Raw genomic sequence first — 20,525 nt, 5'->3', positions numbered from 1 at the left:
TCGGACCCGCTTGGCGTCCGCCGGAGGGCTTTGAATGACCATTAGAAAAGCGGTGGTCGGTGACCTCCAGGCTGTCGTCTCGCTGACCACGGCTGCCTATTCGCCTTACAACGCCATACTCGACGCGCCGCCGATTCCGGTGACTGAAGACTACGCGCCGCGCATCGCGCGCGGCGAGGTCTGGCTGCTGGAGGACGGCGGCGAACTTGCCGGAGTGCTGACACTGGAACGGCATGAGGATCATGCGATGATCTTCTCCGTCGCGGTGTCGCCCGCCTTCCAGGGCAAGGGTTTTGGCATAAAGCTGCTCAATCACGCGGATCAACAGACGCGCTTGTGGGGTCTGCCGGAGATACGGCTCTACACCAATGCGAAAATGGAACGGAACATCGCGCTCTATCTCGCCTACGGCTATCGCGAAACGGGTCGCCGGCCCAATCCCTACCGGCCAGGATGGGTGCTCGTCGACATGGCGAAGGCGACGTGAATGCAGGCCGGAAGCTCCTGGGAAAACAAACTGACCCTGGATGGCGTGGTCCGCTCGTCGCATGCTTACGGCGCCGACTATTTGTCCGAATTCCAGCGCATCCTGCTGCAGCATGTGAAGCCTGGCACGCGCGCCTATCTGGAATGGGGCATGGGCCACACGACGCTGGCGATCCTTGGGCTGAGGGACAGACTGGCCATCGACAACCTCTTTTCGATCGACGACAGCCAGCCTTTCCTCGATCAACTCCTGCCGCAGCTGCCGCAGTGGAGCGGTTTCCATCCAATCTGCCTGGACCTCCAGGGTCCCAAGTTTGGCGACCGCGATCCAGAACTCAATTATTCGACCTGGCCGCTGTGCCTGAAGCGCAAATTCGATTTTATCTTCATCGACGGCCGGCGCCGCATGGAATGCGCGTTCATGGCGACGCTGCTTTGCCATGCAGGGACGATCGTGATGTTGCACGACTATCGCCGCGCACGCTATCAGCCGATCAAGGCTCTCTACGATATCGTCGAGGACGGAAATCAGTTTCGCGTCATGCGGCCGCGCAAGGACCTTTACCCCTCGGGAACGCCGACAATCTTTTCCCCGGATTGGTCACCGCCCACTTGACCGAAATTGCCCGTTGCCACGCCCATAGCGGCAAAACACATTGGAGGAGAAGTCGATGAGCAAATCGGGAACAATCCGCTCCGGCATGGGCGGCTGGACCTTCGAGCCCTGGGACACGTCCTTCTATCCGGACAAACTGTCCAAGGCCAAACAGCTGCAATATGCCAGCCGGCAGGTGCCGAGCATCGAAGTCAATGGCACCTACTATTCCAGCTTCAAGGAGCCGACCTTCGTCAAATGGGCAAGCGAAGCGCCGGACGGTTTCGTCTATTCGCTGAAGGGCAACCGCTTCGTCACCAACCGGCGCGTGCTGGGCGAAGCCGGTGAATCGATGATGCGCTTCCTCGGCTCCGGCGTTGCCGCGCTCGGCGACAAGCTCGGCCCGATCCTGTGGCAGTTCGCGCCGACCAAAAAGTTCGATCCGGACGATTTCGAAGCCTTTTTGAAACTGCTGCCGGAAAGGCAGGATGGGGTCGCATTGCGCCACGCGCTCGAAGTGCGCAACGACAGTTTCATCATGCCGGAATTCGCGGCACTTGCCCGCAAATACAAGGCGGCGATCGTCTATGCCGACCACGCGAAATATCCCGATATCGCCGACGTCACCGGTGACTTCGTCTACGCACGGCTGCAGACCGGCTCGGACGACAATCCCGACTGCTATACGCCGAAGGGGCTCGATGAATGGGCGGCGCGGGTAAAGACCTGGGCGGAAGGCAAGCAGCCGCCCGATTTGCGGCGCGCCGATCCCGCCACCGACGCGCCGGTGCAACCGCGCGACGTGTTCGTCTACTTCATCACCGAGGGCAAGGTGCGCGCACCGTTCGGGGCGATGGCGCTGATGAAGCGCGTAGCCGGCTGACGAGCATCAGTCGGTATCCGCAAGCGCATCAACGCGTTTTGCGCGTGGCAAAGCGCCTATTCGCGGCATCTTCGCCGCGATCGTAACCTTATCGACACTTCCTTGCTGCATGAATGCGGCGACGCCAAGCCGCAGAGCTGAAGCCGCCGCCGGCAGGGAAGAGGGGAATGTCGCTCGACTACACTTCACTTCTGCTGGCTGTTGGTTTCTCCGCCGCTTGCCTGAGCCTGACATTGTTCGGCATGTGGCTGACCGCCCGCACGGAAAAATTCCTGCTGACATGGGCGATCAGCCTGGTGTTCGTGGTCGGCGATATCTTCGTCTATGACGCCTATATCGACATGCCCGGGCGCCTGCTCGGCATCGCCACCCTTGTGCTGCTGCTGCTCGGTTTCTCGACCATGCTGGGTGCGGCCTACCAGTTCAGAACCGGCGGCTCGCCGCTGCCGCGGGCGCTGTGGGGCTGCGCCTCGCTGGCGGTGGCGCTGCCTGCAATGGCGCTCGGCTATGACGGCCTCGGCTTCATGTTCGAGAACCTGTTCGCCGCCTTGCTGCTGTTCGCGACGGCGTTTGAATATTGGAGGGGCCGCGATGAGGCCCCTGCGCTGACGATCGGCATCACCACACTCTACTCGGCCACCGCCGTTTCCTTCATGCTGTGCGCGGCGGTGCTGGCATGGGACGGCAAGCTGGTCCTCGGCCATGCGCCGAGCAACTGGGCGGAGGAACTGAGCCTCATCGTGGTTATTGCCAGCATGACGGGTATTGGCGCCCTGTCGCTTGCCCTCAACCAGGGACGTCTGGCCCGGCACCACCGCCGCAATGCGCTGACCGATCCCTTGACAGGTCTGCTCAACCGGCGCGCACTGTTCGACATACATGGCCGCGTCCCGGTCGGCGCCTTCACGGCTGTGGTCGTCTTCGACCTCGACAATTTCAAAGCCATCAACGACGAATTCGGCCACGCGGCAGGCGACGAGGTGTTGAAGGTGTTTGCCGGGGAACTCGCCGGCAATCTTCGCCAGACCGACGTTGCCGCGCGCATGGGCGGCGAGGAATTCGCACTGGTGTTGAAGCGCACGCTGCCGGAGACGGTCGAGGAAGCAGCAGAGCGCATCCGCACCGCCTTCGCGACGCGCCTGATAGAAACCGAGACGGGATCCCTGAGGTGCACGGTCAGTGCCGGTTTTGCGTTTGGCAGCAAGGAAGGCCTCAGCTTCGACAAGGTGCTCAGCGCCGCCGACAAGGCGCTCTACGACGCCAAGCGCGGCGGCCGCAATCGCGTCACCGCCTCACCCTTCCGGCGCGCGAGCTGACCGCGTATCAATGCCGGGCCGGCGATTTGCTGGATAGGCGAAAGCTGCTCTATGCCGCCATGACGATCTCATTGAAGGTATCGAGGTCGACGTAGAAGACCTTGGTAATCTCCTCGATCAGATCGTCGTATTCGCAGCCCTGTGACCGCAAAATGTTGATGGCGGCGATGATATCGACCCGTTCGGTAAGCCGCCGCTTCTGATAGTCCTCGACGAAACGTTCCATGGCTGTCCCTTAGCCTGTGTGCCCAAACGCGTTTGAACGACAGATCGCAGGAGGGAAGCTAGGAAGCCTTGCTTGCGTGGAACTTGCCCGGCCTTCGCCGCGCCCTCGATCTGCGATAACCAGACTGATACGGAAGCGGCCGACTCACAAAGCCAACAAAAGATTAGCATGCAGCCTCTGGCGCGCCAGAGATGCAGATCGATGGATGGAAGAAATATTGGACTTGCCAGGACTTTGGATCGTCAGCCGAAGTTCGGCACCGATTCTAGACGGTAAGAAACTTCCGTACATCAGCCCGGTCTAAATCTTCCGCCGGGCCAGTATGGACGATCTGACCGCGGTCCATGATGTTGACCTCGTCGGCGAGTTCGCGGCAGAAGTCGAGATATTGTTCGACCAGCAGCACCGCAATGCCGGCCTGGTCGCGCAGGTAACGGATGGCACGGCCGATATCCTTGATGATCGATGGCTGGATGCCTTCGGTCGGCTCGTCGAGCACCAACAGCTTCGGCCGCATCACCAGCGCCCGGCCGATCGCCAGTTGCTGCTGCTGACCGCCGGAAAGGTCGCCGCCACGGCGGCCGAGCATCTGCTTCAGCACCGGAAACAACTCGAAGACATGCGCCGGCACATTGCGGTCGGCACGCTTCAACGGCGCAAAGCCGGATTCCAGGTTTTCGCGCACCGTGAGCAGGGGAAAGATCTCCCTGCCCTGCGGTACGAATGCGATGCCCGACCGGGCGCGGTCATACGCCGCGCTCCGGTCGAGCGCCTTCCCCTCGAAGGCAACGCTTCCGCTCGTCAGCCGGTGGTGGCCGACGATCGATCTCATTAAACTGGTCTTGCCGACGCCGTTGCGGCCGAGCACGCAAGTGATCTTGCCGGCGCCGGCCTTCAGCGAAACGCCGCGCAGCGCCTGGGCGGCGCCGTAATGGAGCGTGGCGTTGGAAACTTCGAGCATCTCAGCGCCTCTTCCAGAAGCGGAGAAACGACAAATCGAAGCGATGGAATTGCACCCGCCAGACCATGCTCATCTCCCGAGATAAACTTCGACGACGCGCTCGTCGGCCGAGACGAAATCGAGCGTGCCTTCCGACAGCACCGAACCCTCGTGCAGGCAGGTGACCTTGACGCCGAGCTCGCGCACGAAATGCATGTCGTGCTCGACCACGATGACCGAATGGTCGCGCGCAATGTCCTTGAGCAGCCGCGCGGTCTCCTCGGTCTCGGCATCGGTCATGCCGGCGACGGGCTCATCGACCAAAAGCAGTTTCGGGTCCTGCGCCAGCAGCATGCCGATCTCCAGCCACTGTTTCTGGCCGTGGCTGAGATTGGCGGCCAGCTCATGGCGCTTGTCGCCCAGCCGGATGATGCCGAGAATGTCATCGATCTGCCGCGCCTCGGCCGCCGAGCGGCGGTGAAACAGCGCCGGAAAGATCGAGCGCGGCCCCTTCAGCGCCAGCATCAGGTTTTCCTCGATCGTGTGGCTTTCGAAGACCGTCGGCTTCTGGAATTTGCGGCCGATGCCCATCATGGCGATCTCGGCCTCGTCATGCCTGGTGAGATCCACCTGGCCGTCGAAGAACACTTCGCCCTCGTCGGGCCGCGTCTTGCCGGTGACGATGTCCATCATCGTCGTCTTGCCGGCGCCGTTGGGGCCGATGATGGCGCGCATCTCGCCCTTGTCGAGCACCAGCGACAGATTGTTGATGGCGCGAAAGCCGTCGAAGGAGACCGAGACGCCGTCGAGATAGAGGATGGTGTTCGACTTGCTCATGGTCCTACTCCGCCGCCTGCGGTTCAGGGTCGGACCAGGCCCATTCGCCTGGATTTCTCGCCGGCGAGCGAGCGGGCTTCGAGGTCGCGGACGCCACTGCAACCTTGGTGTCGGCCTCTTCAGCGGCGGAGACCGCGCGCAACGCCTTAGCATTGCCGCGCCAGCTGTCCCACATGCCGATGATGCCCTTCGGCAAGAGCAGCGTGACGGCGACGAACAGGCCGCCCAGCGCAAACAGCCAGAGTTCCGGCAGCACGCCGGTGAACCAGGATTTGCCGGCATTGACCAGCAGCGCGCCGATGATCGGCCCGACGATGGTGCCGCGCCCGCCCACGGCCGCCCAGATCACCACCTCGATCGAATTGGACGGCTCGAATTCGCCGGGATTGATGATGCCGACCTGCGGCACGTAGAGCGCGCCGGCAATGCCGGCCATGACGGCCGAGACAGTGAAGGCGAACAGTTTTACGTTCTCCGCCCGCCAGCCGAGGAAGCGTGTGCGGCTCTCGGCGTCGCGCACGGCCATCAAGAGCTTGCCGTATTTGGAGCCGACGATCGCCCAGGTGATGAACACGGCGAACGCCAGCATCACCGCGCTCGCCGCGAACAATGCCGATCGCGTGGCGTCGGCCTGCACGTTGAAGCCCAGAATATCCTTGAAATCTGTCAGGCCGTTATTGCCGCCGAAACCCATGTCGTTGCGGAAGAAGGCGAGCAGCAGCGCATAGGTCATCGCCTGGGTGATGATCGAAAGATAGACGCCGGTGACGCGGCTGCGGAAGGCGAACCAGCCGAAGACGAAAGCAAGCAGGCCGGGTACCGCCAGCACCATCAGCGCGGCAAACCAGAAATGGTCGAAGCCGTACCAGAACCACGGCAATTCCTTGTAATTCAGGAACACCATGAAGTCAGGCAGGATCGGGTTGCCATAGACGCCGCGCGAGCCGATCTGGCGCATCAGGTACATGCCCATCGCATAGCCGCCAAGCGCGAAGAAGGCGCCGTGGCCGAGCGAGAGGATGCCGCAATAACCCCACACCAGGTCCAGCGAAAGCGCCAGCAGCGCATAGCAGAGATACTTGCCGGTCAGCGCGACGATATAGGCCGGGACGTAGAAAGCGCTCGCCGGCGATACCGCCAGATTGAGCAGCGGCACGATGATGGCCACCGCCAGCAGGATGAAGATGGTGATGGCGATGCGGCGGTCCGCGCCGGCGGCGAAGAAGCGTCCCGTGATCATGCTTCCACCGCCCTGCCCTTGAGCGCGAACAGGCCGCGCGGGCGCTTCTGGATGAACAGGATGATCAGCACCAGCACGACGATCTTGCCGAGCACGGCACCGGCGTAGGGCTCGAGGAATTTGTTGACGATGCCGAGCGAGAAAGCGCCGACCAGCGTGCCCCACAGATTGCCGACGCCGCCGAAGACGACGACCATGAAGCTGTCAATGATGTAGCCGCGGCCGAGATTGGGCGAGACATTGTCGATCTGGCTGAGTGCGACACCGGCAATGCCGGCAATGCCGGATCCGAGCGCGAAGGTCAGCGCGTCAACCCAGGGCGTCCTGATGCCCATCGAGGCGGCCATGCGGCGGTTGGCGGTGACGGCGCGCATCTGCAAGCCCCAGGGCGTGCGCTTCATCACGTAGAGCAACACGCCGAAGACCGTGAGCGCGAAAACCAGGATCCACAGACGGTTCCAGGTGATGGCGAGCTGACCAACGTTGAACGACCCTGACATCCAGGAGGGGTTGCCGACCTCCTGGTTGGTCGGCCCGAAGATCGAGCGCACCGCCTGCTGCAGGATCAGCGACACGCCCCAGGTCGCCAGCAGGGTTTCCAGTGGCCGACCATAGAGGAAACGGATGACGCCACGCTCGATGGCCAGACCGACGAGTGCCGCGACCAGAAAGGCAAGCGGCAGCGCGATCACCAGCGACCAGTCGAACAGGCCGGGGAAGGATGTGCGGATCACCTGCTGAACGACGAAGGTGGTGTAGGCGCCGAGCATCACCATCTCGCCATGCGCCATGTTGATGACGCCCATGACGCCAAAGGTGATGGCGAGCCCGATCGCGGCTAGCAGAAGCACCGAGCCCAGCGAAATGCCGTACCAGATGTTCTGGCCGGCATCCCAAAGCGCCAATGTCGAATTGATGTTGGCGATCGCGGCGGTCGCGGCTTCCTTGACCGCGCCCGAGGCGTTGGCCTCGACCGAGGTGAGCAGCGAAACCGCGTCACGATCGCCGCGCGCGCCGATCAGCGCGACGGCCGCCAACTTGTCTGCATCGGGCTTGTCTGAAACCAGTATGGACGCCGCACGCGCCTGCTCCAGCAAAGCCTTGACGCTCGCCACGCTTTCACTGGCGATCGCTGCGTCGAGCGGCTCGATATTGGCTGCGTCCGGTGTCTTGAACATGGTGTCGGCTGCGGCGATGCGGACGGTCGGATCCTTGGAACCAAGGGTCAACGTGCCCAATGCATCACGGATGGCGCGACGCAGCGTGTTGTTGACAGTGATCTTGCTTATGTCGTCCACGGAGGCCTCGCCCGCTGCTTCGCCGCTCAGCGTGTCGAAAAGCTGGACGCTGTCGTCGCCTTCCTTGCCGACGAACACCATCGAGTCGGCCGTGCGAACGTAAAGATTGCCGTCCGCCAATGCAGCAAGCGGCCGTTCGACAGCCGGATCGCCCGTGGCTGTCAACTCTTGAACGACAGCTCCCGTCTCGGAAAAGTCGGTCACTGTCGCGAATTTGGCGATGATGGCACGCAGATCGGCTTCCGCGGCGCCGAAGACGACAGCGTCGCCAGCAGGAACAACAGCATCAGGCCAATCGTGCGGAGCAGACTCATGGGCTTTAGGCGACCCTTGAAGGTTGAATTGGGCGTCCGGACAGCGGAGGAAACCGTCCGGACGCGCGCGGTCTGACTAGTCAGCCCTGGGAGGATCAGTTCGTTCCCTTGCCGCCGCACTTGCCGGTGGCAACGTTGAAGTTGCCGCAGGACAAAGGCTTGCGCCAATCGGAGATCAGGTCCTTGGAATCCGGCAGGTAGTCGGACCATTCGTCGCCCATCACCAGGCCAGGTGTCTTCGAAACCGTTTCGAACTGGCCATTGGCCTGGATTTCACCGATCAGAACCGGCTTGGTGATGTGGTGGTTCGGCATCATCGTCGAATAGCCGCCGGTCAGGTTCGGCACCGAAACGCCGATCATGGCATCGATGACCTTATCCGGATCGGTGGTGCCGGCCTTCTGGACCGCCTTCACCCACATATTGAAGCCGATATAATGGGCTTCCATCGGATCGTTGGTGGTGCGCTTGTTGTTCTTGATGAACTTGTGCCAGTCGGCGATGAACTTCTTGTTCTCAGGCGTGTTGACGCTCTCGAAATAGTTCCAGGCGGCGAGATGGCCGACCAGCGGCTTGGTGTCGAGACCGGCAAGCTCTTCCTCGCCGACCGAGAATGCCATGACCGGGATGTCCTCGGCCTTGATGCCCTGGTTGCCGAGTTCCTTGTAGAACGGCACGTTCGCGTCGCCGTTGACGGTCGAGACGACGGCGGTCTTCTTGCCAGCCGAGCCGAACTTCTTGATCGCCGAGACTTCGGTCTGCCAGTCGGAGAAACCGAACGGCGTGTAGTTGACCATGATGTCTTCAGCCGCGACGCCCTTGGACTTCAGATAGGCTTCCAGGATCTTGTTGGTGGTGCGCGGATAGACGTAGTCGGTGCCTTCCAGCACCCAGCGCTTCACCGAGCCGCCATCCTTGCTCATCAGATAGTCGACGGCCGGAATCGCCTGCTGGTTGGGCGCGGCACCGGTGTAGAACACGTTGCGTTCGCTTTCCTCGCCCTCATACTGGACGGGATAGAACAGGATGTTGTCGAGCTCGGAGAACACCGGCAGCACCGATTTGCGCGAGACCGAGGTCCAGCAGCCGAACACAGCCGCGACCTTGTCCTTCGAAATCAGCTCGCGCGCCTTTTCGGCGAACAGCGGCCAGTTGGAAGCCGGATCGACGACGACGGCCTCGAGCTTCTTGCCGAGCAGGCCGCCCTTGGCGTTCTGCTCGTCGATGAGCATCAGCATGGCGTCCTTCAGCGTCGTCTCCGAAATCGCCATGGTCCCCGACAGCGAATGGAGGATGCCGACCTTGATCGTGTCGTCTGCCGCCTTGGCGGGAGCCGACATCAACAGACCGGCGGCGACCACGCTTGCAGAAAACATTTTTGTTATTGTCGAGAAATTACCCCTCATACGGAAGACTCCCAAGCTGGTTGATTGCACCGCAACATTACAATGCAACCCCCATGCCAACCGCTGCACGGATGCTGAAAAACGGCAAATAGCTAAACATTATCAATATGTTATTATATTAGATTGAACAAACAAAGGAGAGCCGGTTAAAAATTGGTTGAGGGAAATTTGCGCAGCGCACAGGGTATCTGCCTAATTTTAGCCCAATTTCGTCAAGTGCCTAGATTTTGACCTACGAGCCCATGCAGCGGACGACAAATGTTGCGGCACAGCGCAAAAATAGGGCAAGCTCGCGCCTCAACCGAGCGACGCCATGGCATCCCTGATTTCACGCATTTTCATCGGCATAGTGCTTCTGGCGGCAGCGACCGGCGCCGCACGAGCCGACTTCAGCGACGGCAAGATGCCTGATGGCACCTATCACTGCGAAGTCTACCTGCTCGGCATGTTCCTCAACCTCGGCGACATCACCATCAAGGGGAATGTCTACACCGGCCCCGTCACCTTCGGCACCGTCCAACAGGGCTATAACTATCAGATGGATGCAAACGGCGTGATCTCGTGGCTGGGACCGCTCGGCGGCTACACCGCCGGCGGCAACTCGTTGTCGATGACCCAGGCGACGCTGGACGGCCAGAGCCCGCCCTCCTTCGACATCATCATGAAGCAGCCCGACGGCGCCTTCACCGCCTCGACCTGCACCCGGGGCAGCAGCCAGTAGGCGAAACCCCGGACATGACCGCCGCCTGAGCGGCCCCCGAGCCTCCATGTCATCTGGATGTTGCCGAAACTGGATAGGCAGCGGTGCGCCGTCACCCCATCCACATCGAGAGGCAGACACATGGCCAATTCCCCGTCTTCATCCTCCCCTGTCATCCGCGACATCATCGCCGAGCGCGTCTCGCGCCGCACCCTCCTGAAAGGCAGCCTTGCATCGGGCGCCCTGGTCGCTGGCGGCAGCTTTGTCGGCTCGCTGTTTGCCGGCGAAACGCATGCGGCTGCCGCACTTTCCACGCTCGGCTTTCCCGAACTGAAGCGCGTCTACGACAAGACCCACGCCGCCGCCGAGGGCTATGAGACAACGATCGTTGCTCGCTGGGGTGATCCGCTTGTCGCCGGCCTGGCGGATTTCGACGGCAACACGATCGCCGCTGACGAACAGGAAAAGCGCTTCGGCTACAACTGCGACTACATCGCCTTCCTGCCGCTGCCCAAGGGCTCGGTGAACTCCGACCATGGCCTGCTTTGCGTCAACAACGGAATACATCTCGCCCAATGTGATGTTCCCCGGCATGACCGAGGACGACGCCGGCAAGACGATGAACAAGGAACAGGTCGATCTCGGCCTGGCGGCGATGGGCCATTCGATCGTCGAAATCATGCTCAAGGACGGCAAGTGGCAAACCGTCGAGGACAGCCCGCTCAACCGCCGCATCACCGCCAACACCGAAATGACCGTTTCCGGACCGGTGGCCGGCCATGCGCTGCTCAAGACATCCGCCGACGCAACCGGCACGAAGGTGCTCGGCACCAGCTACAATTGCAGCGGCGGTTTTACCCCCTGGGGCACGGTGCTGACCTGCGAGGAAGGCGTTTCCGACCTGTTCGGCGGCGACCCAAAAAAGGCGCCGACCGCCGACATTCTCGGCCGCTATGGCTTTGACGGCTCCGACATCTATGGCCGCGGCCGTTTCCACGACCGCTTCAACATCGACAAGGAACCGAACGAGCCGAACCGCTTCGACTGGGTGGTCGAGATCGACCCTTATGATCCCCAGTCGAAGCCGGTGAAGCGCACGGCCCTCGGGCGCATGTCGCATGAGGCGTCGACCGTCGTCCTCAACAAGGACGGCCGCGTCGTCGTCTACATGGGCGACGACGACTATTTCGAATACATGTACCGCTACGTCTCGAACAAGGCCTACGACAAGGCGAATCCGGCTTCCAGCAACGGCCTCCTGGACGACGGCGTGCTGTCGGTCGCTCGTTACGACGCCGATGGCTCGATGACCTGGCTGCCGCTGGTTCACGGCCAGGGCAAGCTCACCGCAGAGAACGGCTTTGCCGACCAGGCCGAGGTGCTGTTGAAGACACGCCTTGCCGCCGACGCGCTCGGCGCAACCCCGATGGACCGGCCGGAGGACATCGAGACCAATCCGGTCACCGGCCGCGTCTACGCCGTCATGACCAAGAACAAGAAGCGCGACGAATCCAAGGTCAATCCGGCCAACACACGGCCCGAAAACCTCTGGGGCCACATTGTCGAACTGATCCCGCCTGGCGGCCGCGGGCCCGAGGCCGACCACACCGCCGACAAATATGCCTGGGACCTGTTCGTGCTCTGCGGCAATCCCAAGGACGCGAAAGTCGGCGCCACCTTCCACCCGACACGTCGGACAATGGCTGGTTCGTCTGCCCTGACAACATCACCTTCGACCCGGCCGGGCGGCTGTGGGTGGCGACCGACGGCGCCAATGATTTCGACCTGCCGGACGGCATCTACGGAGTCGACACGGAAGGCGCGGCGCGCGGCCTGCCAAAGTTGCTGTTCACCTGCCCGCATGGCGCGGAAGCCACCGGGCCCTGCTTCACCCCGGATGGTACGACGCTGTTCCTTTCGGTTCAGCACCCCTCCGAGGACGCCGAAACGCTCGACAAGGCACAGTCGCTGTGGCCCGATTTCAAGGATGGCCACCCGCCGCGGCCGTCGGTCGTCGCCATCCGCCGCAAGGACGGCCAGCCGGTCGGAGCCTGAGATCGCGAGGCGCGAAAAAGGCGCGGAACCGGTCAGGTTCCGCGCCAGCAGGCAGTTGGGAGGGTGGGACTAGATGCTTCTCTCCGACATCTGGGCGGCGATGTAGTCGGCCTGGCGGATCGCCAGCGACACGATCGTCAGTGTCGGGTTTTCGGCAGCACCCGTCGTGAACTGGCTACCGTCCGACACGAACAGGTTCTTGATGTCGTGCGTCTGGCCATGCTTGTTGACGACGCCGTCCTCCGCCTTCTCGCTCATCCGGTTGGTGCCGAGATTGTGGGTCGAGGGATAGGGCGGCGTCGGGAAGGTGCGGGTAGCGCCGACCGCGTCGTAAAGTGCGGTGGCCTGCTTGTAGGCATGGTTGCGCATCGCCGTGTCGTTCGGGTGGTCGTCGAAATGCACGTCAGCGATCGGCATGCCATGCTCGTCCTTCTCGTCGGCATGCAGCGTGATGCGGTTCTCCTCGCGCGGCATATCCTCGCCGACGATCCACAGGCCGGCCATGTGGTCGTAATGGTCGAGCGCGGTGGTGAAGGAGCGCCCCCAGCCGCCCGGGTTGAGGAAAGCCGCCATGAACGGCAGGCCAAGCGACAGCGTCTCGAACTCGTAGCCGCCGACGAAGCCGCGTGACGGATCATGGCGCGCCTCGTCGCGGATGATGCCGGCCATGGTGGTGCCGCGATACATGTGCACCGGCCTGTCGAAGATGGCGTAAACCGAGCCTGTGGTGTGGCGCATGTAGTTCTTGCCCACCTGCCCCGACGAATTGGCGAGGCCATGCGGGAACTTGGCTGATTGCGAATTGAGCAGCAGGCGCGGGCTTTCGATGGAGTTGCCGGCCACGGCGACGATGCGGGCCTTCTGCTCCTGCAGCTTGCCGTCCTTGTCGGCATAGACGACGCCGGTCACCTTGCCGCTGGCGTCGTGGTTGATCTTGATCACCATGGCGTTCGGCCGGACTTCGAGATGGCCTGTCGCCTCGCCCTTCGGGATCTCGGTGTAGAGCGTCGACCATTTGGCGCCCCATTTGCAGCCCTGGAAGCAGAACCCGGTCTGCTGGCAGGAGTTGCGGTCGTCGCGCTCGACCGAGTTGATGGCCATGTTGCCGGTATGGCATTCCTTGTAGCCGAGCTTGTCGGCGCCGGCCTTCAAGACCTTGAAATTGTTGTTGCCGGGCAATCTCGGCCAGTCATTGGTGCCGGTGACACCCATCTTGGCCTCGGCCTTGGCGTAATAGGGCTCCATTTCGGCCAGTGTCACCGGCCAGTCGAGAAGGTTTGCGCCCTTCACCTTGCCATAGGTCGTCGCCGTCTTGAACTCATGCTCCTGGAAGCGCAGCGAGGCACCGGCCCAGTGCGTGGTCGAGCCGCCAACCGACTTGACGATCCAGGCGGGCAGATTCGGGAAATCCTTCGCCACGCGCCAATCGCCGGATGTGGTGCGCTTGTCCTTCCAGGCGAGTTGGGCGAACGAATCCCACTCGTCATTGATGAAGTCCTCATATTCGTGGCGGGCGCCCGCTTCGAGGATGACGACGTCGATGCCCTTCTGTGCCAGTTCGTTGCCGAGCGTGCCGCCGCCGGCGCCGGAGCCGATGATGACGACCACACCGTCGTTCTTGAGATCAAATTGTGCTGCCATGGTTTCCTCCCATGAGATCGGTCAAAAGTGGTTTCGGACAGAGCGGCTCAGAGCCACTCGATGTCGTTGAAACCGCGCGCGATGTAGCCGCCCTTCGAATAGGACTCGCCCTCGTAACCGAAGATCGGCCACACCTCTTTCTGGTTGTAGAGACTGACGACAAGACCGCCGCGCACCGCCTGGAAGAAAGGCGTCTTCTCGATCTCGGTGAGCAGCGCCACGCGCTGTTCTTCCCAGCCGAGCCCGCGATAACCACCCTTGCCGGCCTTCTTGTCGAGTTCGGCAATGCCCTTCTCGATCAGCTCCTTGTGAGCAGGATCCTTGCCGGCTGTCTCATCATGGCCTTTGACGGCGATGGCGTAGTATTTGTCCGGCACCTGGTCGTGCGGATAGATATCACGCGCCACCTGGATCAGCGTCGCCATCGTCTCGGGCTTCAGCGCCGAGGTTTCCAGCCCCCAGGCGTGCTCCGGGCTGATGATGGCGCTGCCGGAAATGACAAGCAGCGCACCGACGCCGCCGCGTTTGAGCAGCTCGCGCCGTGACAGGCCGGGCTTCCTCTCATAGATCGTGACCATTTGTTCCTCCCTGCTTGCTGTTCGCACCCCTTGGGGTGTCTTTGCTGGCGCCGCGCTGGTCGGCGCGGCCGGTTGTCCCCTATTGGAAGCGCCCTCCACGCTGCAGGACCTCGATCTTGTAGCCGTCGGGATCCTCGATGAAGAAAAAGCGGGCGATCAGCGAACCGTCCCGGTCGAACTCGACGATCTTCTTCGGGTTGAGGCCAAGCGCGCCGAGGCGGTCGTGTTCGCTGTCGAGATCGGCGACCGAGACCGCGAGATGGCCGTAGCCATCGCCAAGCGCATAAGGCTCCTGCCGGCCCTTATTGACGGTCAACTCGACTTCGAAAGGCGTATCGGCATTGCTGAGGTAGATCAGCGTGAAGGTCTCGAAATCCAGCCGCTGGGCGACGCCGAGACCGAACGCCTTGTTGTAGAAATCGATGGACCGGGCCTCCTCGAGAACCCGGATCATGGTGTGGATCGCCTTCGCCAAATCAGACCCCGCAGCGTTCGTGCTTCGAAGGTGATTATGCGCGCCGGGGAGATAAGGTGGTGGCAGCCGATTACCACGCATAGGATCGAAAAACGGGTACATGCATTAAGGACGAAAGTCCGATTGCCGTTGTCGACCGTCCGGTCGAAAGTGCTATCGCAGGCAGTGATCAAAAGGCGCCGATGGCCCCGTCGACGCCCAAGACTAACAAAAACGGGAGGTTACGATGTGCAGAGTGTTTGCCGCACAGGATCCGGAAGGCTATCGCCAGATCAACCGGTCGATTCGTATCGATGGCCATTCGACCAGCATCCAGCTCGAGGCGACGTTCTGGGCCTTGCTTGACGAAATCGCCGAAAGCCAGAACCTGACGACGCCGAAATTCATCTCGAAACTTTACGACGAAGCCATCGAGATCAATGGCGAGATCCCCAATTTCGCCTCCATGCTGCGCACCACCTGCGCGCTCTACTGCGCGGCCACCGACCCAGCATGGACGAACGGATGGCGCTGAAGCAGGAAGCCGCCTAGCGCCCTTCCCCAGCGATTTCGAATGCCAGCCGGCTCATATCGGTGAAAAGCGTCTGGCGTTCCGCGTAATCGGTCTGTTCGCCGGTAGCCAGATTATCGACGATGGTCAGCAGCGATAAGGCCCTCGCGCCGAAATGTGCCGCGATGCGGTAGAGCGCACTGGTTTCCATGTCGACGGCTAGGGCTCCGAGTGCTCTCGCTTCGGCATAGCGTGTGCGCGCTTCAGGATGGTAGAATATGTCTGTGCAGACTGTCAGGCCAGCATGGTGGTCGATGCCGAGTTCGGCTGCCTTGGTCAATGCACAAGCGAGCAGGCCCGGATCCGGGCCGGCGTCGGCTTGGTAAAGGCCAAAGACCTGACCGCTCTCGGTGTTTTCCGGCCGTGCCGATTGCGAGATCACCAGGCTGCGCAGCTTGGCCTCGGCGCTCAGGCCGCCACAGGTCCCGGTACGGATCAATGTTCGGGCGCCATAATAGTCAAGCAATTCATGAACATAGATCAGGAACGATGAAACACCGATGCCCGTCGACTGAATGCTGATGTGCTGGCCGCGATAAAGGCCGGTATAACCGAGAGCACCCCGCCGGCGATTGACGCAGCGTGGCGCCTCCAGAAATGTCCGCGCCATCCATTCGGCGCGCTGCGGGTCACCCGGCAACAGCACCGTATCGGCGTAGTCGCCCTTGCCTGCTTCGATATGTGGCGTCAACCGCTGCTCCCCCAAGCCCGCTTGCCCTCTCACCCGCAATCATGGCGTTGTCAGGGCGCTGCGCAAGGCAGACCATCGGAGAAAGCTAAATTAGGACTCCAGCATATCCTTGACGATCGTCGCCAATTGCTTGAGCGAGAACGGCTTCGGCAGGAAGCCGAAATGCGCGTCGGCCGGCAGGTTCCTGGCGAAGGCGTCCTCGGCATAGCCGGACACGAAGACGAACTTGATGTCCGGCTGGCGCTTGCGCAACTCGCCAAGCAGGGTCGGCCCATCCATCTCAGGCATCACCACATCCGAAACGACGATGTCGACCTTGCCGCCCAGGGCTTCGAAGACTTCCAGCGCCTCGACGCCGGAGGATGCCTCATGCACCGTGTAGCCACGCGAGGTCAGCGCCCGCATGCCACCCATGCGCACGGCATCCTCATCCTCGACCAGCAGCACCGTGGCCGACCCCGACAGGTCCTTGGTGCTGTCGACCGGTTTGACCGGCGCGGCACTCGGCGCGTCCCCGGGTTCGGCCGCTTTCTTCGCTTCCGCGATGTGACGCGGCAGGAAGATGCGGAAGGTCGACCCCTTGCCGACTTCGGAATCGCAGAAAATGAAGCCGCCGGTCTGCTTGATGATGCCGTAGACCATGGACAAGCCAAGGCCCGTACCCTTGCCGACCTCCTTGGTGGTGAAGAACGGCTCGAAGATCTTCTTCAGCACGTCGGGCGCGATGCCGCTGCCAGTGTCCTCGACCTCGACCACGACATAGTCGGCCACGGCGAGTTCGCGATATGGGAAGGTCTTGCATTCCTCGGCGGTGACGTTGCGGGTGCGCACGGTGAGATCGCCGCCGGCAGGCATCGCGTCGCGCGCATTGACCGCCAGATTGACCACCACCTGCTCGAACTGGCCGATATCGACCTTGACCGGCCACAGGTCGCGGCCGTGGTCGATCTTCAGCTTGATGTCGTTGCCGACCAGGCGGGCAAGCAGCATCCTGAGATCGGCGAGCACGTCGGTGAGGTTCAGCACTTCCGGCCGCAGCGTCTGCTTGCGCGAGAAGGCCAGCAACTGCCTGACCAGCGAAGCCGCCCGGTTGGCATTCTGCTTGATATTCATGATGTCGGGGAAGGACGGATCCGACGGCCGGTGATTGGTCAACAAAAGGTCCGACGCCATGATGATGGCGGTCAGCACATTGTTGAAGTCGTGGGCGATGCCGCCGGCGAGCTGGCCGACCGCCTGCATCTTCTGGCTTTGCGCCATCTGCCCTTCGAGCGCCTTCTGCTCGGTCGTCTCGACGGCGTAGACAATGGCCGATTCCTCGGCGCCCTCGCCGCCGGTGCCGTCGGCGACGGCGTTGACGTAGAAACGGATGTGCCGGTCTTCGTTGCCGGGCAGGACGGTGTCGATCGGCTCGATGTCGGCCTGCCGCTGCCGGGCTTTCTCGAATGCGGCGGCAAAGGCCGGCCGCTCACGCTCATGGATTACCGTGTCGAGCCGCACGCGGCGATCCACGGCGTCCCGGTCGACGACCGAGGCAAACAGCGACAGGAAGGGCGCATTGGTGCGCAGGATGCGCCCGCTGGCATCGACGCCCGCGATCGCCATCGGCGTCGAATTGAAGAAGCGGGTGAAGCGCACTTCCGAGGCGCGCAGATCGGCCGACGCATCCTCGCCCTGCGTGCGGTTGAGCACGATCGTACGCGTCGGGCCGCCGATACCTTCTCGGCTGGCCGAAACGCGATGCATGAAGCGCACGGGCAGCGCTTGCCCCGTCATCGTCGTCAGGTCGAGATCGATGACCGCGTTGCGCGTCGTGCCGGGGTCGGCCTTGACCGAGCGCACCAGCGCCATGCCGTCGCCGGCAACGATATCCGGCAAGGTCACTGCGCCAGGCGTGAAACTGGCAAGATCGATGCCCAGCCATTCCGCGAGCGTGGCGTTGATGTAGGTGACGCGGCCGTCCTGGTCGGCGGAAAAGAAGCCTGCCGGGGCGTGGTCGAGGTGATCGATGGCCTTCTGCAGATCGAGGAAGAAACGCTCCTGCTCGGCCCGTTCCTGAGAAATGTCGGCGAGTTGCCAGGCCAGCATCGGCAACCGCTGGCCCGGAACGCTGAAGGTGCGGGCACGCGCCCTGTACCAGCGGGCGCCCGGTTCGGCGCCGGGCCGGATCGATTGCGCCAGCCGAAACTCGCCGTCGCCTGGCTGGCCGTCACGCAGGCCGGAGGCCAGCCGGTAAATGGTCACCGAGGCCTCGGGAACATCTGAAAGCAGCCCTTCGACCGTCTTGAGGTCGGCGGCCGAGGACGCTCCGGTCATGTCGGCATAGGCCCGGTTGGCGTAGACGACGCGGCCCTTGGTGTCGGTGACGAGCAGGCCTTGCGCCATCGAATCAACGAACGCCTTGGACAGTTCATCACCGGTCGAGCGCGGCGTGACCTGGACGAAGCCGATCGCGGTGGCGAACAGGAAGCCGACGCCGATCATCGCCAGCACGCCGAGCATGCCAAGCAGGAAGGGATCGCCGAGGCGCTCGCGGAACAGGCCGAAGACGATCGCGGCGCCCGTCAGAACGACGATGAAGATGATGAGCCGGGTGACCGCGCCCGGGCGCGTGTTCTGGTCGACGATCGGTACCGGATAGAAATCGCCGCGCGCTTCCTTGGCCATATGCCCCCTGCTCGTGAAGTCCGATGTTCCGACACCCGCCCCTAATGCATGTCGCCCAAAAGTGACTTCGGTTTTGGGAAAACGACATGCATGAAACAAGGACCTGAAGCGCGTCGCATGAATCGGCTTCAGCGCGACGCGCTTTAGCCGGTTGAATCATATTCTCCTAGCCCGGAAAAGGCCCGGGCGGCAAATGTCAGATAAAAATGATGCTGGCCGGCCTTCCCAGTGTTTCAAGCTGTTCACGATGCGTGAAAGGCAACTTGCGGTGGCCCGCCGCAACGGTCTAGTGTCGCGTCACTTTCCAAACCGATCAGGGGAAACCAATGCAGTGGCTGGATAGCGTGGCGGGCCCTGGTTATGCGGCGGCACTCCTGTGGACCTTCGCGGCGCTGATCCTGTTGGTCATCGTGCTCGTCATCATCAGGCTCGTGCGCAACCTGACATTCGGCACGTTTGTCGCGGGTGGCCGGAACCGCAAGACCCGGCTCGCGGTCATGGACGCCACCGCCGTCGACAGCCATCGCCGGCTGGTGCTGGTGCGCCGCGACGACATCGAGCATCTGCTTCTCATCGGCGGCCCGACCGATGTCGTTGTCGAACGCGACATACGCCTTGCCGCGCCACGCCGTCCGGCGCTGACCGGAGATGGCGGCCTGCAGCCTGTCCCGGCCACCGCGGCCCGGCGGCAAAACCGCGGCCGCCTCAGCCGGCTCCCGCACCGGCACGACCGGCACCGCAGCCGGCCGCGGCGGCGGCGCCTGCCCGCCCGCGCCCGGCAGCGCCACCACCAGCGCCTGCGCCCGCACCGAAACCGGTGGCGCAAACCTATCAGTCGACCAACGTCACGCCGCTGCCTGCTTACGGCTCCGCCAACGCCAATGCCATCAGGCACGCGCCACTGCCGCCGCCAAGGCAGGAGAGCATCGACGACGCGCTGATGAAGGACCTGGAGGTTTCGCTCGACCAGCCGCGCTCCGGCGGCCCGGTCGGCAAACCGGCAGCCAAGGCGCCGCAGTCGCTCGACGATGAAATGACCAAGCTTCTGGGCGAACTTTCAAGCCAGAAGAGATGATTGGCGCCCGATACGCTTCCGCGTGACGCAATGGATTTGTCACGCACTATCAAAAATGGCCGGAAAACCCGGCCATTTTTTTGATAACAACTTCACTGCAACTGCCCTGAGATGCGGCCCAGAAGCAATCCGTCAGTCGTCGCGATAGACTTTTTCGCGGCGCTCATGCCGTTCCTGCGCTTCGATCGACAAGGTGGCGATCGGGCGGGCGTCGAGCCGCTTCAGCGCGATCGGCTCGCCAGTTTCCTCGCAATAGCCGTAAGTGCCTTCATCGATGCGCTGCAGCGCCGAATCGATCTTTGAGATGAGCTTTCGCTGACGATCGCGAGCCCTGAGCTCGATGGCGCGGTCCGTTTCCGAAGAGGCGCGATCCGCGAGATCGGGGTGGTTGGCGTTTTCCTGCTGCAGGATTTCGAGAGTTTCGCGCGCTTCGCGCAGTATGTCATTTTTCCAGGTGACGAGCTTTAGGCGGAAGTAGGATTTCTGCCGTTCATTCATGAACGGCTCGTCTTCGGAGGGTACGTAATCGGCGGTAACGATGTCGTTCATTCG

At 62.5% G+C, this 20,525-nt stretch carries 17 protein-coding genes and 5 pseudogenes; 10 read left to right on the top strand and 12 right to left on the bottom strand.

The window, feature by feature from the left end; translation table 11 throughout:
• The first annotated feature begins 34 nt into the window (after nt 1-34).
• The 4 genes from AC0V8S_RS21080 (at nt 35) to AC0V8S_RS21065 (ending at nt 3,280) form a co-directional block, all read left to right on the top strand.
• Nucleotides 35-487, top strand: a complete 453-nt coding sequence (locus AC0V8S_RS21080; protein ID WP_475433121.1) for a GNAT family N-acetyltransferase — start codon at nt 35-37, stop codon at nt 485-487.
• Nucleotides 488-1,102, top strand: a complete 615-nt coding sequence (locus AC0V8S_RS21075) for a hypothetical protein (RefSeq protein WP_183459920.1) — start codon at nt 488-490, stop codon at nt 1,100-1,102.
• 55 nt (nt 1,103-1,157) lie between these two features.
• Nucleotides 1,158-1,964 carry a DUF72 domain-containing protein gene (locus tag AC0V8S_RS21070; protein ID WP_183459922.1) on the top strand — a complete coding sequence of 269 codons (807 nt, stop codon included), beginning with the start codon at nt 1,158-1,160 and terminating at the stop codon, nt 1,962-1,964.
• Nucleotides 1,965-2,131: 167 nt separating this feature from the next.
• Entirely contained in the window at nt 2,132-3,280 is a 1,149-nt protein-coding gene (locus tag AC0V8S_RS21065; RefSeq protein ID WP_183459924.1) for a GGDEF domain-containing protein, read from the top strand.
• A gap of 49 nt (nt 3,281-3,329) precedes the next feature.
• Here the strand turns inward: AC0V8S_RS21065 and AC0V8S_RS21060 are convergent, their stop codons facing one another.
• The 6 genes and pseudogenes from AC0V8S_RS21060 to urtA form a co-directional block, all read right to left on the bottom strand.
• Entirely contained in the window at nt 3,330-3,506 is a 177-nt protein-coding gene (locus tag AC0V8S_RS21060; protein ID WP_019858306.1) for a hypothetical protein, read from the bottom strand.
• Between the two features lie 265 nt (nt 3,507-3,771).
• Complete coding sequence (gene urtE, locus AC0V8S_RS21055) at nt 3,772-4,467, bottom strand: urea ABC transporter ATP-binding subunit UrtE (protein ID WP_013895283.1); 696 nt, start codon at nt 4,465-4,467, stop codon at nt 3,772-3,774.
• A gap of 69 nt (nt 4,468-4,536) precedes the next feature.
• Complete coding sequence (urtD, locus tag AC0V8S_RS21050; RefSeq protein WP_095200084.1) at nt 4,537-5,283, bottom strand: urea ABC transporter ATP-binding protein UrtD; 747 nt, start codon at nt 5,281-5,283, stop codon at nt 4,537-4,539.
• Between the two features lie 4 nt (nt 5,284-5,287).
• Complete coding sequence (gene urtC / locus AC0V8S_RS21045) at nt 5,288-6,523, bottom strand: urea ABC transporter permease subunit UrtC (RefSeq protein WP_475433118.1); 1,236 nt, start codon at nt 6,521-6,523, stop codon at nt 5,288-5,290.
• Nucleotides 6,520-8,135, bottom strand: a pseudogene (urtB, locus tag AC0V8S_RS21040) (urea ABC transporter permease subunit UrtB). The gene urtC and the pseudogene urtB overlap by 4 nt, the downstream one beginning before the upstream one ends.
• Before the next feature lie 95 nt (nt 8,136-8,230).
• Nucleotides 8,231-9,511: an urea ABC transporter substrate-binding protein gene (urtA, locus tag AC0V8S_RS21035; RefSeq protein ID WP_244661725.1), complete on the bottom strand. Its 1,281-nt coding sequence runs from the start codon at nt 9,509-9,511 to the stop codon at nt 8,231-8,233.
• A 343-nt stretch (nt 9,512-9,854) separates the two neighbouring features.
• Between urtA and AC0V8S_RS21030 the strand changes: the two genes are divergently transcribed.
• The 4 genes and pseudogenes from AC0V8S_RS21030 (at nt 9,855) to AC0V8S_RS21015 (ending at nt 12,296) form a co-directional block, all read left to right on the top strand.
• Entirely contained in the window at nt 9,855-10,262 is a 408-nt protein-coding gene (locus tag AC0V8S_RS21030) for a hypothetical protein (RefSeq protein WP_475433116.1), read from the top strand.
• A 57-nt stretch (nt 10,263-10,319) separates the two neighbouring features.
• Nucleotides 10,320-10,763, top strand: a pseudogene (locus AC0V8S_RS21025) (alkaline phosphatase PhoX); the annotation flags it as partial.
• A 13-nt stretch (nt 10,764-10,776) separates the two neighbouring features.
• A pseudogene (locus AC0V8S_RS21020) lies at nt 10,777-11,859 on the top strand (PhoX family protein); the annotation flags it as partial.
• Complete coding sequence (locus AC0V8S_RS21015) at nt 11,751-12,296, top strand: alkaline phosphatase PhoX (protein ID WP_475438667.1); 546 nt, start codon at nt 11,751-11,753, stop codon at nt 12,294-12,296. The pseudogene AC0V8S_RS21020 and the gene AC0V8S_RS21015, both read left to right, overlap by 109 nt.
• A 69-nt stretch (nt 12,297-12,365) precedes the next feature.
• Here the strand turns inward: AC0V8S_RS21015 and AC0V8S_RS21010 are convergent, their stop codons facing one another.
• The 3 genes from AC0V8S_RS21010 to AC0V8S_RS21000 all read right to left on the bottom strand — a co-directional run bounded on the left by AC0V8S_RS21010 (nt 12,366) and on the right by AC0V8S_RS21000 (nt 14,990).
• Nucleotides 12,366-13,937: a GMC family oxidoreductase gene (locus AC0V8S_RS21010; protein WP_475433114.1), complete on the bottom strand. Its 1,572-nt coding sequence runs from the start codon at nt 13,935-13,937 to the stop codon at nt 12,366-12,368.
• Between the two features lie 47 nt (nt 13,938-13,984).
• The gene (locus tag AC0V8S_RS21005) at nt 13,985-14,515 is read right to left on the bottom strand and encodes a gluconate 2-dehydrogenase subunit 3 family protein (RefSeq protein WP_183459936.1); all 531 of its coding nucleotides are present in this window, start codon (nt 14,513-14,515) and stop codon (nt 13,985-13,987) included.
• Between the two features lie 79 nt (nt 14,516-14,594).
• On the bottom strand, nt 14,595-14,990 hold the full coding sequence (locus AC0V8S_RS21000; RefSeq protein WP_183459938.1) for a VOC family protein: 396 nt from the start codon (nt 14,988-14,990) through the stop codon (nt 14,595-14,597).
• 226 nt (nt 14,991-15,216) lie between these two features.
• Between AC0V8S_RS21000 and AC0V8S_RS20995 the strand changes: the two are divergent.
• Nucleotides 15,217-15,521 (top strand): annotated as a pseudogene (locus AC0V8S_RS20995) (ribbon-helix-helix domain-containing protein).
• Here AC0V8S_RS20995 and AC0V8S_RS20990 read toward each other — a convergent pair.
• Both AC0V8S_RS20990 and cckA read right to left on the bottom strand, forming a co-directional pair.
• Nucleotides 15,518-16,231: a purine-nucleoside phosphorylase gene (locus AC0V8S_RS20990; protein WP_475433112.1), complete on the bottom strand. Its 714-nt coding sequence runs from the start codon at nt 16,229-16,231 to the stop codon at nt 15,518-15,520. The pseudogene AC0V8S_RS20995 and the gene AC0V8S_RS20990 overlap by 4 nt on opposite strands.
• A 90-nt stretch (nt 16,232-16,321) precedes the next feature.
• Nucleotides 16,322-18,898, bottom strand: a complete 2,577-nt coding sequence (gene cckA / locus AC0V8S_RS20985; RefSeq protein WP_475433111.1) for a cell cycle histidine kinase CckA — start codon at nt 18,896-18,898, stop codon at nt 16,322-16,324.
• 326 nt (nt 18,899-19,224) lie between these two features.
• Between cckA and AC0V8S_RS20980 the strand changes: the two are divergent.
• Nucleotides 19,225-19,973: pseudogene (locus AC0V8S_RS20980) on the top strand (hypothetical protein).
• A gap of 132 nt (nt 19,974-20,105) precedes the next feature.
• On the opposite strand, the gene dksA reads toward AC0V8S_RS20980, so the two are convergent.
• Nucleotides 20,106-20,522 carry an RNA polymerase-binding protein DksA gene (gene dksA, locus AC0V8S_RS20975; RefSeq protein ID WP_006202025.1) on the bottom strand — a complete coding sequence of 139 codons (417 nt, stop codon included), beginning with the start codon at nt 20,520-20,522 and terminating at the stop codon, nt 20,106-20,108.
• Between the last annotated feature and the right edge of the window lie 3 nt (nt 20,523-20,525).

This window comes from Mesorhizobium oxytropidicola, from assembly GCF_056174625.1.
This window is presented reverse-complemented; position numbering and strand designations above follow the sequence as displayed.

Coding starts and splice junctions, on each gene's coding strand:
- AC0V8S_RS21080 (WP_475433121.1), top strand. CDS start 35: ATGACCATTAGAAAAGCGGTGGTCGGTGACCTCCAGGCTGTCGTCTCG.
- AC0V8S_RS21070 (WP_183459922.1), top strand. CDS start 1,158: ATGAGCAAATCGGGAACAATCCGCTCCGGCATGGGCGGCTGGACCTTC.
- AC0V8S_RS21010 (WP_475433114.1), bottom strand. CDS start 13,937: ATGGCAGCACAATTTGATCTCAAGAACGACGGTGTGGTCGTCATCATC.
- AC0V8S_RS21065 (WP_183459924.1), top strand. CDS start 2,132: ATGTCGCTCGACTACACTTCACTTCTGCTGGCTGTTGGTTTCTCCGCC.
- AC0V8S_RS21030 (WP_475433116.1), top strand. CDS start 9,855: ATGGCATCCCTGATTTCACGCATTTTCATCGGCATAGTGCTTCTGGCG.
- cckA (WP_475433111.1), bottom strand. CDS start 18,898: ATGGCCAAGGAAGCGCGCGGCGATTTCTATCCGGTACCGATCGTCGAC.
- urtA (WP_244661725.1), bottom strand. CDS start 9,511: ATGTTTTCTGCAAGCGTGGTCGCCGCCGGTCTGTTGATGTCGGCTCCC.
- AC0V8S_RS21060 (WP_019858306.1), bottom strand. CDS start 3,506: ATGGAACGTTTCGTCGAGGACTATCAGAAGCGGCGGCTTACCGAACGG.
- dksA (WP_006202025.1), bottom strand. CDS start 20,522: ATGAACGACATCGTTACCGCCGATTACGTACCCTCCGAAGACGAGCCG.
- urtE (WP_013895283.1), bottom strand. CDS start 4,467: ATGCTCGAAGTTTCCAACGCCACGCTCCATTACGGCGCCGCCCAGGCG.
- urtD (WP_095200084.1), bottom strand. CDS start 5,283: ATGAGCAAGTCGAACACCATCCTCTATCTCGACGGCGTCTCGGTCTCC.
- AC0V8S_RS21075 (WP_183459920.1), top strand. CDS start 488: ATGCAGGCCGGAAGCTCCTGGGAAAACAAACTGACCCTGGATGGCGTG.
- AC0V8S_RS21005 (WP_183459936.1), bottom strand. CDS start 14,515: ATGGTCACGATCTATGAGAGGAAGCCCGGCCTGTCACGGCGCGAGCTG.
- urtC (WP_475433118.1), bottom strand. CDS start 6,523: ATGATCACGGGACGCTTCTTCGCCGCCGGCGCGGACCGCCGCATCGCC.